Source organism: Rhodopirellula sp. UH5, assembly GCF_056839225.1.
Genome location: NZ_CM166390.1, coordinates 1 through 12,607, shown reverse-complemented (window position 1 = coordinate 12,607; position 12,607 = coordinate 1). Strand labels below are relative to the sequence as shown.

The 12,607-nt window shown below is 57.1% G+C and carries 12 protein-coding genes; 5 read left to right on the top strand and 7 right to left on the bottom strand.

Annotated elements, in window-relative coordinates:
• Window positions 1–64: 64 nt before the first annotated feature.
• The 4 genes from UH5x_RS00060 to UH5x_RS00045 all read right to left on the bottom strand — a co-directional run bounded on the left by UH5x_RS00060 (window position 65) and on the right by UH5x_RS00045 (window position 5,398).
• Complete coding sequence (locus tag UH5x_RS00060; RefSeq protein ID WP_047817263.1) at window positions 65–877, bottom strand: DUF2314 domain-containing protein; 813 nt, start codon at window positions 875–877, stop codon at window positions 65–67.
• 390 nt (window positions 878–1,267) lie between these two features.
• Window positions 1,268–2,125: a DUF1206 domain-containing protein gene (locus UH5x_RS00055; RefSeq protein ID WP_482634280.1), complete on the bottom strand. Its 858-nt coding sequence runs from the start codon at window positions 2,123–2,125 to the stop codon at window positions 1,268–1,270.
• A gap of 164 nt (window positions 2,126–2,289) precedes the next feature.
• Window positions 2,290–3,495 carry an AI-2E family transporter gene (locus UH5x_RS00050; RefSeq protein WP_482634279.1) on the bottom strand — a complete coding sequence of 402 codons (1,206 nt, stop codon included), beginning with the start codon at window positions 3,493–3,495 and terminating at the stop codon, window positions 2,290–2,292.
• A gap of 223 nt (window positions 3,496–3,718) precedes the next feature.
• Window positions 3,719–5,398, bottom strand: a complete 1,680-nt coding sequence (locus UH5x_RS00045) for a COG1361 family protein (RefSeq protein WP_482634278.1) — start codon at window positions 5,396–5,398, stop codon at window positions 3,719–3,721.
• 469 nt (window positions 5,399–5,867) lie between these two features.
• Here UH5x_RS00045 and UH5x_RS00040 point away from each other — a divergent pair, with 469 nt between their 5' ends.
• From UH5x_RS00040 to UH5x_RS00030, 3 genes are all read left to right on the top strand, one after another.
• Window positions 5,868–7,460: a DUF4153 domain-containing protein gene (locus tag UH5x_RS00040; protein WP_482634277.1), complete on the top strand. Its 1,593-nt coding sequence runs from the start codon at window positions 5,868–5,870 to the stop codon at window positions 7,458–7,460.
• Window positions 7,461–7,807: 347 nt separating this feature from the next.
• Window positions 7,808–7,900, top strand: a complete 93-nt coding sequence (locus UH5x_RS00035; RefSeq protein WP_482634276.1) for a hypothetical protein — start codon at window positions 7,808–7,810, stop codon at window positions 7,898–7,900.
• Window positions 7,860–8,042 carry a DUF1589 domain-containing protein gene (locus UH5x_RS00030; RefSeq protein WP_482636089.1) on the top strand — a complete coding sequence of 61 codons (183 nt, stop codon included), beginning with the start codon at window positions 7,860–7,862 and terminating at the stop codon, window positions 8,040–8,042. The genes UH5x_RS00035 and UH5x_RS00030 overlap by 41 nt, the downstream gene beginning before the upstream one ends.
• 144 nt (window positions 8,043–8,186) lie before the next feature.
• Here the strand turns inward: UH5x_RS00030 and UH5x_RS00025 are convergent, their stop codons facing one another.
• Window positions 8,187–8,747 carry an REP-associated tyrosine transposase gene (locus UH5x_RS00025; RefSeq protein ID WP_482634275.1) on the bottom strand — a complete coding sequence of 187 codons (561 nt, stop codon included), beginning with the start codon at window positions 8,745–8,747 and terminating at the stop codon, window positions 8,187–8,189.
• Window positions 8,748–8,943: 196 nt separating this feature from the next.
• Between UH5x_RS00025 and UH5x_RS00020 the strand changes: the two genes are divergently transcribed.
• A complete protein-coding gene (locus tag UH5x_RS00020) occupies window positions 8,944–9,036 on the top strand; it encodes a hypothetical protein (protein WP_482634274.1) in 93 nt (30 codons plus the stop codon).
• A complete protein-coding gene (locus UH5x_RS00015) occupies window positions 8,996–9,178 on the top strand; it encodes a DUF1589 domain-containing protein (RefSeq protein WP_482636088.1) in 183 nt (60 codons plus the stop codon). Before UH5x_RS00020 ends, UH5x_RS00015 begins: the two co-directional genes overlap by 41 nt.
• 139 nt (window positions 9,179–9,317) lie before the next feature.
• Here the strand turns inward: UH5x_RS00015 and dnaB are convergent, their stop codons facing one another.
• Together dnaB and UH5x_RS00005 are read right to left on the bottom strand one after the other, a co-directional pair.
• On the bottom strand, window positions 9,318–10,766 hold the full coding sequence (dnaB, locus tag UH5x_RS00010) for a replicative DNA helicase (protein ID WP_047817239.1): 1,449 nt from the start codon (window positions 10,764–10,766) through the stop codon (window positions 9,318–9,320).
• Window positions 10,767–10,867: 101 nt separating this feature from the next.
• Window positions 10,868–12,607 (bottom strand): DnaA/Hda family protein, encoded by a 1,740-nt coding sequence (locus UH5x_RS00005; RefSeq protein WP_047817266.1) that lies wholly within the window; start codon window positions 12,605–12,607, stop codon window positions 10,868–10,870.

Here is a 12,607-nt window from a genome sequence, read left to right as displayed (position 1 = left end):
CTTCAGTCTAACGGGTCAGATCGCGGAAGCGACGCATGTTGCCGCTATGGCAAAACCGGAACCCTCAATCGCCTACACCGGCGTCCTGCAATCGAGACATCACACGCTTCCATCCCAAGCTCTTCGCGAGCGTGGAAGGCGTCATCCCGTTTGGAGCAGCCTTGCTCGGATCGGCCCCATGTTTCAAGCACACATCGACGCCGTCCAACGACCCCGCCAACGCCAATTGATGCAGGAATGTGTATCCGTTGTCGTCCGCTTCGTGAACCAACTCCGGATTCTCGGTTAGCGTCTCGTCGAATGAGTCTCGCATGTTGACCGACATCGGATGCTCCGTCTCGGCCACCTTCTCGTAGTCCTGCGGCTTGACCTCCGGGTGACTGAAACGAGAAAACAAGCCCTTCTTCTTCGTTGCGGATTCACCGATGTAATCGGGGGGAACCAAATTGACCATGCCCACAGCTCCAAAATCGAAGCCCCATGCCTGGTCATGCTGCTTGCGTTCCGAATCACTCATCCGTGCACGCATCAAATCAACCGTGAACCCTCCGTACACGTCGCCTGACATCACATACATCCAATCACACAACTGACGCCCTGGAATTCTGACTCGATCTCCTTCGCTGACGCTCTTCAAGGAAGTTGGCGCGTTGATCAAAGTCCCTTCGACCTTGCGCCCATCAAAGCTGACATCCATCAACCACATGTGTTCGCATTCCAACGCATCGGGATCCTGGGCTCGAACTTCAGGCGGATCAGTGAAGGTTGCCTTCACTGCGGCCATCTCCAGACCTGGGATGATCCGGCGACGTTCCCATGCCATCTCACGCCAAAAATAGCGAAACGTCTTGCGGGCTTTGGCCGCCGCTTCGTTCATCTCGGAATCATTTCCGGGTGATTTGAAAACAGGAGATGCTTGTGCTGACATGATCGAACCCCGACTTTGCTGATCGAAAGAAATTGGCACGTGACGACTCACAAAGGCGATTGCGCGGACCGCCCAATCGCCAACGTGAAAACTCGTCCAAGCCTCGAAGCTCTCTCACCATCCCACCACGCGGTTTGCAAATTGGCATCGATCAGTGCCAGGGCGAAGTTGCTTGGAACGCATTAGCATACCCCAGATGGAGCAGGCAGTGGCCCCTTTCGGGCACCCTGCCATCCTCCATTGGCCCGACAAGAGAATCAAACCCCCATTAAGGATGCCAGCGAAGTCGCGGCGTCCGGGCGTGACTGACCCGTTTTCTGTTCGCAAAGGGCCGCCAGATCAGTTCGCAACATTGAATCTTCGGTAGCATCCGAGCAGAAACATATGCACCGCGTAGGCCATCAAGCCGAATCCAACGACCCCCAACAAAATTCGACCGTACGTCTGGCTCGCAATGGCCGAAAGTGCATCTCCCATTCCCGCGATCTCTCCATTCCCAGTTCCCTGCCAAGCGGACTGAGCCAAGAAGTATCCGATGATTACAAAAGCGATCCCGCGTGTGATCAAACCAATGCGACCGGCGTGCAGCGCCGTTGTCCGAAATGCGTCGCCCATCTCAGCCAACTGATACTTCGTCATGAACTTGGCATGGTAACCCTTCACCGCAAAGTAGATTCCCACACCAATTGTGATGGCCCCTGCAGCCCCAAGGACGATCCGCCCTGGCATGCTATCCAGCAGGAAGGACGCTTTTGACGATTGCCCACTCGATGTGCCACCCACCCAACCCAGTGACAGCGATCCCGCATAGGAACCGAGCACCGCGTACGCAACACCACTGATCGCGTATCCGGTTCGCTTCACCAACCCTTTCGCTTCCGTGCCAGCCCCTTCGGTGTCTTGGATTGCTTGCACCCAACGCCAAGCGGTGTAGCCGAGCAAACCAATCGCGACCAATCCCAACATCAATTTGCCATAGGGTTGCTCGCCAATCTCTCGAATCGCATTGCGAGCCCCGCCCACTTCACCACCGGCACCAATCGTGACACGAAAGGCGAGGAAGCCAACGATGAAATACACGACGCCCTTGGCAATGTGCCCCGCACGGCCAAGGGTTTCGACCCAAGAAGGAACTTGCGGCAAACGAGCTTCTTGAAAACCACGCCAGGAGAAACGAGAGGTCGTGTTGGCAGACATGAATGAGGCCTCGATGGAACACAGTGGAAGGTGACGATGGCGTTGCAAACGCGGATTTCGGACCGGAACATGCCATGACATCCACGGTCAAATAAACTGCGTCTCATCATTCGCAAAGCTCATGCCGGTTCTCATTCAAAACGTGGCGAATGCGCGTCCCCGCTTCACGACGTCGCCATCTCAGCGATGGGTTGATCCTCTTTGATGGGTTCACAATCCTCCGTGCTTTCGTCACACGATTCTTCCCCCAGAACAACAGCCAGCGGGAACGTCGAATCGAACGCGGCGAAGATCTGGCGCATCATGATCAGCATCGGGACAGCCAACAAAACACCGGGCAATCCCCACATCACTCCCCAAAACGCAACCGCGACCAAAACCACAATCGGGCCGACTTTCAACGTTCGACCGACCACGGCGGGTGTGATGAATTGCCCTTCGATCGCGGTCACCAACCAGAACGCAAACGCGGTCATCAGCGCTCGCGTGGAGGAGTCAAACGCACTGCCTGCAGCCAACAACACCAACCCTGTCGCCCCCAAAGGTCCGACATAGGGAATGAAATTAAACAATCCCGCCAAGACGCCCCAAAGAATCGGCGTCGGCATTCCCACCGCCCACATGACCAGCGTCGCCGCGACAGCCAGCCCCAAATTGATCGCACTGATTTGTGCGAGATAGCGGCCGACATTGTCCTGTATGTCTCCAATGGTTCTCAAGACGCTCTCGCGCCGCTCCTCATCGGGCAACACGTTCAAGATTCGATTGAGAAGATCGTCCCCCGTCGAAAGCATGAAGAACGTCAACACGGCAATGGCCATGATGAACGCCAACACGCTTCCGGTCGTGTTGATCAGATACGAAGAATCAATCAACCCAGGCTGATCCACTTGAATCTTCAGTGTTTGCTCGACACCGATTTCTTCCCCGGTCTTTCGCACCGATTCTTCCGCTTCATTCACCTCATCGATCCGCTCGGTCAGAGAATCGAAGTTCCCTCGAAATCGATGCAAGCTCTCGGGCGCACGGTCCATCCACGTTTGCATCGGTGAATAGAGAAGCGTTGCGATCAAGGCGATCGAAAGGAACGCAACCAGAATGACCAAACCACTGGCCAACGACTTGGGAATCCCTCGTTTGCAAAGACGCGAAACCGCGGGTCGCAACGTCAGGTACGCCAGCACAGCGATTGACAGCGGCACAAACAAAGCCGCACCCAGATACAGCAAACCGCAGAGCAAACAAATGGCGATCACAATCAGCCACGGATCGCTTCCCCCGGAAGACGAATGAGAGTCGACGATCGATCTCGTTCTGCCCGAATCAACCGGACGATCGATTCGTATTCGCTGCTGAAGCGAGTCGCCCATGGAAGCTCAAAGGTTGTGGGGATCGAAAGGATGTGAAAGCATTCTTGCGTTTCGAAAGATCACGAATCGCACGTCAGTCCCCAATTAGTAGTCGCAAATCTCATTCCGATCGCGATTGCCCGCAGGAACCACGCCAACGAAAAACAGGCCCGCAGCCAAAAGAGCCGCGAGCCTGTGGGGTCAGTCGTCCGTCGTTCGCCAGTTCAGACTGGCAATCAACCGATCAGCGTTTGAAGATCCGTGTGGGTTCTTCCGCTGTGATTTTCGACGACAGCGATTGGCTGGCCAATTGAGTTGTCAATCGGACCGAACCTTCTCCATCGCCTTCGGCTTTCACGGTGTAGGTCACTTCATCACCAGGCTGCATCTTCTTGATGGGAGCAAACTGGATCGACTGGCCATCTTCCTTCAACTCCGTTGGCCCATCAGCGGACACGAACTTCAACCCATCTGCCAGCTCAGCGGTCAGACGAACATTGTTGTCGATCGCATCGCCTTCGTTCCAAACCTTGATGGTGTAAATCACTTCGCTTCCGTCTTTGACAGGGTCTTCGTCGTCAACGACCGTCAGTTGAAGTGCCGGCAGACGAACGACCTTGGCACGGGCCATCGCAGTGGCGGTGGCACGCGTCGTCGCATTTTCTTCCGATTTGGCCGGGTCGACCGTGCAAACACTGGTCGCCTTCACCTTCGTGGGAATTTCGTCCAATTCTCCAGTGCGAATGGCATAGTCAATCGTGGCACTTTGGCCGGGATTCAGTTTCTCAATCGTCAGCATTTCCTCGGCCATCTTGGGCGAATCGTCTTGCTGTGATTGCTCACTGTGCTTGCCGTTCTCCGAGTTTGAATCCGACTGACTGTCCGATTTTGCAACGGTTGGCTGACCTTCGGACTGCTTCTTCGAATTGCTCTGTTGCGATTGATCGCCGGACTTCAACTGCGGCTCACTCAGATCAGCCAGGTTGGCTGCTTCAGGCCACATCAGGTTGATGCGAACGTCTTCGGCAGGAGCATTGCCTTGGTTCGTGATCGTCGCAGTGAAGTGCGCCAAGTCATTCCCATACAGACGGTTGGGACCATTGACATTTGCCACCAAGTCAGCCGAAACCACTTTGGTCTGCGTCTTTTGACTGCGTGAACTCAGCTCGCTTTCGTCTGCTTTCGCCACAGCACGGCTGCCAAATTCACCGCTCTTGGACGCATAGACGCGAGCCAAAAACTTGCGAGTGTCACCGGCTTTCAGCCCGTCGACATTGAACTTCAACTCTTTCTCACCATCGATCGTGGCCAAACCATCGCCCAACGAATCCGTGATGGTGATTGGACCGACATCGCCGCTGCCGCCATTCTTCAGCGTGTATTCCACCTCGATGACGTTGCATCGATTGGCCTCTTTGGGCGCAAACTTCGTCAGTTCCAACTTGGGCTTGACGGCCTCGCTGGTCAAACAAATCGCAGGTTTGTAGCTGACCACTTCCAAGCAACTACGGATCTCACCTTCTTTGTCCGCAACCGCTTCGACGTCGAATTTTCTCGACTCTCCCGGCTTCAGCATTTGAATCACCATTTGATTCTTGCTGTTGTTCTTCTTCTGTTTGTCTTCGGACTGCGACTTCTTCTCGTTCTGTTGCTTGCCGGATTGAGAGACGGATTCGATGGTCAGTCCTTCTGCGCTCTTCTGCGCCAACTTCACTTGATGAAGCGTGACCGCGTCAGAAATGTTCGTGACCTCGACGGTGTAGTTGAAACTCTCGCCGAGACGAACCTCCTCCGGCATCTGACTGGACACCTTCAAAAACCCATCGCCGGTCGAAAGGGACGTTTGAGCTTGGGCGGATGGAAGCAGGGAAGCGGAGCAGATGGCCGCTGCTGCGAAGAAGAGACTTCTTCGGAATGAAGTCATGACATACCTCTTGTTAACTGTGGAATCGATCGTGAATTGAAAGGCGTCGCCGCCTGACGACAGCACCGACTTCACGCAACGACTATGCCAGCCACCAACTTTCTTCGATGAAGAACCGAAGAATCTGTCTGGTTCGGAGCATCGATTGGTTGATGCCTCGACTTCCACGCGAACGGAGCCATCGATTGATCGCTGAGCGCGCACGTTGGACACGAATCAAACGCCCGTTTCGCCGCCGCGTTCTTCTGAGCCGAACCGATCGATCGACAAAGACCCACCAGACCGATCGCGAAGCGACCAACCGTTCACAATCCCGGTGAATGGCACGCCTGCAACCGTCCGGTCTATACTGAGGTTGCCCGTGGCAGGTCTGTTCGATCCGGAACAGGTTGCCAGAAAGAGGTGGCCGGAACAGGTGGCGTTGTTCTCATGTGCCTCCGGGTCTTCTCTCACACGAAGGTGATATGCGATGTCCAGCAACCTGAGCACCCCGGCCGACCCCCTGCCTGATTCTCCCTCGAATGTGGCGGGTGAAGACCGTGGGATTCCGGTTCGTTTGGCAACCCGCGAGATCACCGCGGCACTTGTTTGGACATTCGCTGCGGACGTGCTGATCTTCCGGCTGGCGACTTACTTGTCGATCGCAATCTTCTTGGTGCTGACGCCGATCCTCTTTCGATATGCAACCCAAAACCTGCCTCACCGACGCTCGCTGGCCATTTGCGGGGCGCTGTCCGGCTTGGTTGCTCTGAGATTGCTCTGGCAAGGTTCCCCGTTGGCAATCTTCTCGGCAACGGTCTTGGTGGTTGCCATGTCGATGGCCGCCAGCGGTGTGGTTCCTTTTGTGTTGGAGGGCTTCCTTTGGTTCGGCCGCAGTTTCGTCACGGGCATCGACCGTATCTCTCGCTACCGATTGACCAGCCAAGCGATTGATCAGGTTCGCAGCCATCATCGACTTGCTTCAGTCCTGCTTCCCGTCGCCGCCGTGTTGGCGTTCGGAGGGATTTTCGTGATGGCCAACCCTGATTTGGTTTCCTGGGTCAGCGGGCACGTTCAGTCCGCCTGGAACATCACCTTGGATTGGTTCAGCAATTTTTCCGTTTGGGAAATCCCTTTCTGCGTCTTGGCGCTGACGATCGGCGTTGGATTGATTCGCCCGCTCCGTCCGCATCTGCGATTCGGCGACCAATCGGAAAACCAGCCAGCGATCGCTTCGGCGGAATCGAGTCTCTACTTCGCCTATCGCAACACGTTGATTGCCGTCGCGACACTCTTCGCCGCTTACTTGTGCTTTGAATTCTGGACGCTTTGGCGACGGGATTTCCCAGAGGGTTTTTACTACGCCGGTTACGCTCATCAAGGCGCCGCGTGGCTGACCATCGCTTTGGGACTGGCAACGGTTTCTCTCTCGGTCATCTTCGGACGCAGCCTGCTCGCCGACCCTCGCATGCCCAAGGTTCGTTGGTGGGCGTGGATCTGGTCCGCGGAAAACCTGCTGCTCGCCTTGGCGGTGTACAACCGTTTGCTGATCTACATTGGCTACAACGGCATGACGCAACTTCGCATGGTCGGCCTGTTCGGGATCACCGCCGTCGCGATTGGATTCGCATTGGTCGTTTACAAGATCGCGACCACCAAGAATTTCTGGTGGTTGCTTCGCTCACAGATGTTGGCCTTGACCATCGTCGTGATCGCCTACAGTGTCACGCCGGTCGACTACCTCGCACACCGCTACAATGTTTCCAAAGTCAACACGGGATACCCAGCTCCCTCGGTGATGCTGGCAGTCAAACCCATCAGCGATGAAGGTTTGCTCTCCACCTTTCATTTGTTCGAACACCCCGATCCGATCATTCGAGAAGGCGTGCAAGCACGCCTGGCCATCCGCGAAGCAGAACTCGCTGCGTCGGGTTCGACTCATTGGAGTGAACTGCAAGGTGCCACGCGATTGCTCGCGTCACGGCTGGCCGATCACCCGGAACTCGCCACTCGATTCGCAAATCCCGCCCATCGCCAATCCACCCTGCAACGTTTCAAAGACTACGCGATGCAGTGGTATTGAGATTTTCAATCCTGACGGCTCAGGACAACAAGGCTCCGAGTGGATGTAACAACAAAGCGAGGCGTGTCCGCGGTCGGACATGTCCTTGACGTGGCAACTCAACCGGCCAGCAACCATCGCCAGGTAGAACCTGGCCGACACTCGATCCGCACGTAGGCCAGGTTCCACCTGGCGTCCACGCCGACGCTTTGGAACAAAGCGAGGCGTGTTCACAGTCGGGCATGTCATCGACATGGTAAATCGCCCCGCCAACCCCCATCGCCAGGTAGAATCTGGCCGACGCTCGATCCGCTCGTAGGCCAGATTCCACCTGGCATCCACGCCGATGCTTTGGAACAAAGCGAGGCGTGTTCGCGGTGGAACATGCCAGTGGTGTGGTGAACAGTCCGGCCAGCCACCATCGCCAGGTGGAACCTGGCCTACACTCGATCCGCACGTAGGCCAGGTTCCACCTGGCATCCACGCCGATGCTTTGGAACAAAGCGAGGCGTGTCCGCGGTGGAGCATGTCAGCGGTGTGGTGAACGATCCGGCCAGTCACCATCGCCAGGTGGAACCTGGCCTACACTCGATCCGCTCGTAGGCCAGGTTCCACCTGGTTTCCACGCCAATGCTTTGGCACAAAGCGAGGCGTGTTCGCAGTCGGGCATGTCCTTGACGTGGCAAATCAACCGGACAGCCACCATCGCCAGGTAGAACCTGGCCGACGTGATTCTTCTTGGCAATGTCACGGTTCACCCCAGTTGCTTTTGCTGGCTTGCCTGAACTCCGGATCGCTTCCACCCCAATCCAACTCGTACTGTCCTTCTTCTACGAATCGATGAAAGCTCGAAAAAGGGTAGTCGCGCACCCGACTCACCAAATCGTGCTTGCGTGGGTTCCAATGCACGTAATCCACACATCGTTCCAAATCTTGTTCATCCCGAACGGTGTGCTCCCAGAATCGAGGTTGCCAAATTCCGTTCCTTCCTTCGCGTCGTTCCGCACTCGTCACCGGCAACTCTTTCCCTCCCTGGTCGAGGTAACGCTGCGTGAAGCCTCGCTTGATCCCCTGCCATCGAGCCGAGTAGTCCGAATCCCCGCGTGGCAAAATCCAAACGCAATGCAAATGATTGGACAACAGACAGATCGCGAACAAGTTGAATGGGTGCGACTGCCATTGCTCTTTCAACGCTTCCCGCAAACAAGTCCGCGCAAGCCTCGATTGAAACAATGGCCGACGTTGATAGGTCACCACAGTGAAGTAGAACGTCCCGCCCGGCAAATGCATCCGACGAAAAACTGACATCCCCCGAGCATACCGGACGCCTCCAAGCGAATCCAACCACCACGCCCAGTGGCCGTCAATCCAATTCCGCGCGACATCGACGTGGCAACTCAACCGGCCAATCACCATCGCCAGGTAGGACCTGGCCTACGCGCGATCCGCATGTAGGCCAGGTTCCACCTGGCACCCACGCCGATGCTTTGGAACAAAGCGAGGCGTGTTCGCAGTCGGGCATGCCAGTGGTGTGGTGAACGATCCGGCCAGCCACCATCGCCAGGTGGAACCTGGCCTACGCTCAATCCGCACGTAGGCCAGGTTCCACCTGGCACCCACGCCGATGCTTTGGAACAAAGCGAGGCGTGTTCGCGGTGGAACATGCCAGTGGTGTGGTGAACAGTCCGGCCAGCCACCATCGCCAGGTGGAACCTGGCCTACACTCGATCCGCTTGTAGGCCAGGTTCCACCTGGCATCCACGCCGATGCTTTGGAACAAAGCGAGGCGTGTCCGCGGTGGAACATGCCAGTGGTGTGGTGAACGATCCGGCCAGTGACCATCGCCAGGTGGGGCCTGGCCGACGGGAGAAGCAACCGTTAGAAACCGCCGGGGCTGGTGAATTCTCGGTAGTCGTCGAATTCGCTGTGATGTTCGGCGGCGCGGTTGCTGAATCGTGTGAAGTCGCCTTCCCAGGTCAGCTCGACATCACCCACCGGACCGTTCCGTTGCTTGGCGATGATGATTTCGGCCTGCCCAGCGAACTGAGCTTTGTCCTCACCGCGGTGGTAGTACTCTTCGCGGTGAACAAACATCACCACGTCGGCATCCTGCTCGATCGCACCCGACTCGCGAAGGTGAGACAACTTCGGGCGGTGATCCTTGCCGTCTTCGGCTTGCCGGTTGAGCTGTGACAAACACAGCAGCGGGACTTCCAGTTCACGAGCCATCCCTTTCAAACGACGCGCGATCTTGGCAACCTGTTCCTGCCGTGGGTCACGTGAATTATCAGGCTCGATCAGCTGCAAGTAGTCAATCACGACCAAGCCCAGACCGTCCTCTTTGCGTTTGATCCGACGGGCCGCGGCGGCGATCTCGCTGACCGTTCGACTGGGCGAATCGTCCACGAACAGAGGGGCTTGGCTGATGTCGTTGGCTTTGGAAACCAAGCGGTCACGGTCTTCGGAACTGATCGTCCCGTTTCGCAACCGGTGCCCGTTCACACGAGACAGACTGCACAGCATCCGGTCAGCCAATTCGATCGCTGACATTTCCAAGCTGACGAACAAAACCGGTTCGCGCTGCACGATTGCAACGTGCTCGGCGATGTTCATCGCGAGTGCCGTTTTCCCCATCGAAGGACGAGCGGCCAAAATGATCAGCTCACCGTGGTGCAAACCACCCGTCATTTGGTCAAAGTCGGTCAAGCCGGTTTCGGCACCGCCTTCGACGTAGTCGTCACGCATCCGGGCTTCCATGCGATCCATCGCTTGGTGCAGCACGTCGCTGATCGCCCACACGGAGTTGCCAGAACGCCCCTCCATGATCGCGAAAACCTTTTGTTCCGCTTGAGCGCACAACTCCTTGGCGGTGCCAGTCTGTTCGTAGGCATCTCGTAGGATCTCGGTGCCCGATTCGATCAAGCGACGGAACATCGCTTTCTCACGCACAATCTCACCGTAGAACGCCGCGTGCGCCGCATTGGCGACACTGCCACCAAGCTGTGCCAGATACGCCGCACCGCCGACCTTTTCAAAGTCACCGGCAGTTCGCATACGTGACACCAACAACGTGATGTCAATCTTTTCCCCCGAGTCAAACATGTCTCGAAGGTGGCGATAGATGATCTGGTTGGCTTCGTCGTAAAAGTCATCTGCCTTCAGCGACGCGATCTCGTCGCAGATGTCGGGCATCAACAGGACGGAACCGATCACGCCCATCTCGGCTTCGCGATCAAACGGCTGTTGCCGCGCAAGAATCTCGCTGGTCGTGGCTTTCTTTTCCTTCTTGCCGCGATGGGGTCCGTCAAACTTGTTGTCTGCGATCATCCGTGAAGCTGCCGTTGGGGTCGGATGGATGGTTCAAAGAAACGAATCCATTGGAAGTGATCGAAACACCGCGAATGGATGGCAATGAGTGGACTGGCCAATCAGCCCACCCGCAAGCGTGATTCCACGCGAGCGATGGCGTCTTGTGCTGACATGGCACCGTCGCCAGCACCAATCGGTTTGCCACTGGACAACCAAGTCTCCACTTTCGTGATGGCGGAGATCGCGTTGGAGTGGCTGCGTCGATTGAAGTGCTTGGCAATTTCAGTGAACGCACTGCCGGTGTGTTGACGCGCCAAGTACATCGCCAGGGTGCGAGGTTCACTGACCCGTCTTGTTTGAGCTTTGCTGCGCAGCCCGTCTCCTTCAAGCCCGAAAGTCTCACAAACCGCTTTTTCGATGCTTCTCAAAGTCGGGGCCACCTGGGTGCTTCGCAACAAATCTCCACCATAACGACGAATTTCGTCGATCGTGGGTTCGCGACGGAACATTCGCTGCAACATGCCAATCAGGTTCGCGATGCCACCCGCAGCACGGGCGTCGCCGCCAATCAGTTCGCTGACTTCTTCCAACAAGGCGTTGTCACATCCCAGCACACAGCGGGTGGCGACCATCCGCTGCAACAGCTGAAATCGAGTTTGTTGATCGATCGCCGCCAGCGGACAGACCAACCCCGATGCCATCCGCCCGGCCACTTCGCCGGTCAACCCGCGGATGTCACTGGGAGGTAGGTTGGCCGAGAAGACCAGCGGTTTCCCCGCCGACGCCAAGGTTTCCACGGTGTACAAAGCTTCTCGCAACGTCGCCGTTTTGGCAGCCAAGAAGTGCACGTCGTCGATCAGCAACGCGTCCACGTCCCGGTATCGTCGGCGGAAGGCTGGCAAACCGGTCGAGCCCACCGACACGACAAAGTCATTGGTGAATTGTTCCGCGGTCAGCAACACCACGCGTCGCATGCGCCGGCGAGTTCGAAACTCATTTGCCAAAGCCGCCAACAAGTGGGACTTGCCCGTCCCCGTGGGGCCGTGCAAGAAAAGCGGCGTGGCAACAGATGGTGTCGCAACCGCCATCATCGCCGCGGAGAATGCGAATTCGTTGCAGGGACCGGTGATGAAACTTTCCAGCGTTCGGCCGCCAGTCGGTTGCGATTCGGGAAGCGGTGGAAGCTTGGATTTCGACGCGCGGGGTGTCGAGACGACGACTTCCTCGTCATCCATCTCTTCATCGTCGAACTGATCTCCCTCAGGCAACTCCGACGCCGCGATGGGATCGTGTTCCACCCGACCGCGTGAACGACCTCGTCCACCACGCGAACCACCGGATCGGTCATCGCCAGTGGCGGTGGATTGAGCAAGCAAGTTGGCCAAACTATTGGCTGATCCGCGACGGCCACCGGATGACCGTCCCGTGCTGGCACGACCAGTAGAGGCACGACCACTGGTCTGCCGCGCCGTCGAGCGGCGCCCGCCGCTGCTCTTCGTGCTCGCTTTCTCTTCCGCAGCGACCTTGGCCGCGCGAGTTCGTTTCTTGGGGGCGGGTTGCTCCGCTTCTTCCACGTCAATGCGATATCGAGAGCGCTCACCACAGGCAATCATCGCCGCGGCGCGCAATTCGGTTGCGAAGCTGTTGCCCATGCGCTGCGCGGCAAACGGACCACTGGTTCGTATGACCACCACCACGGTTGGCTTGCCATCATCGGGTGACTCGCCGACCTCCAAGTCGAAGCCAACCCCATGGGTGAACCACAACCGGTATCGGTCAGCGCCGATTCGTTGATGCAGAGCCTCGGCGAACCGTTCAATGGCTTCTTGCGTCTCGATGCTACCTTGCGTCGACGACAT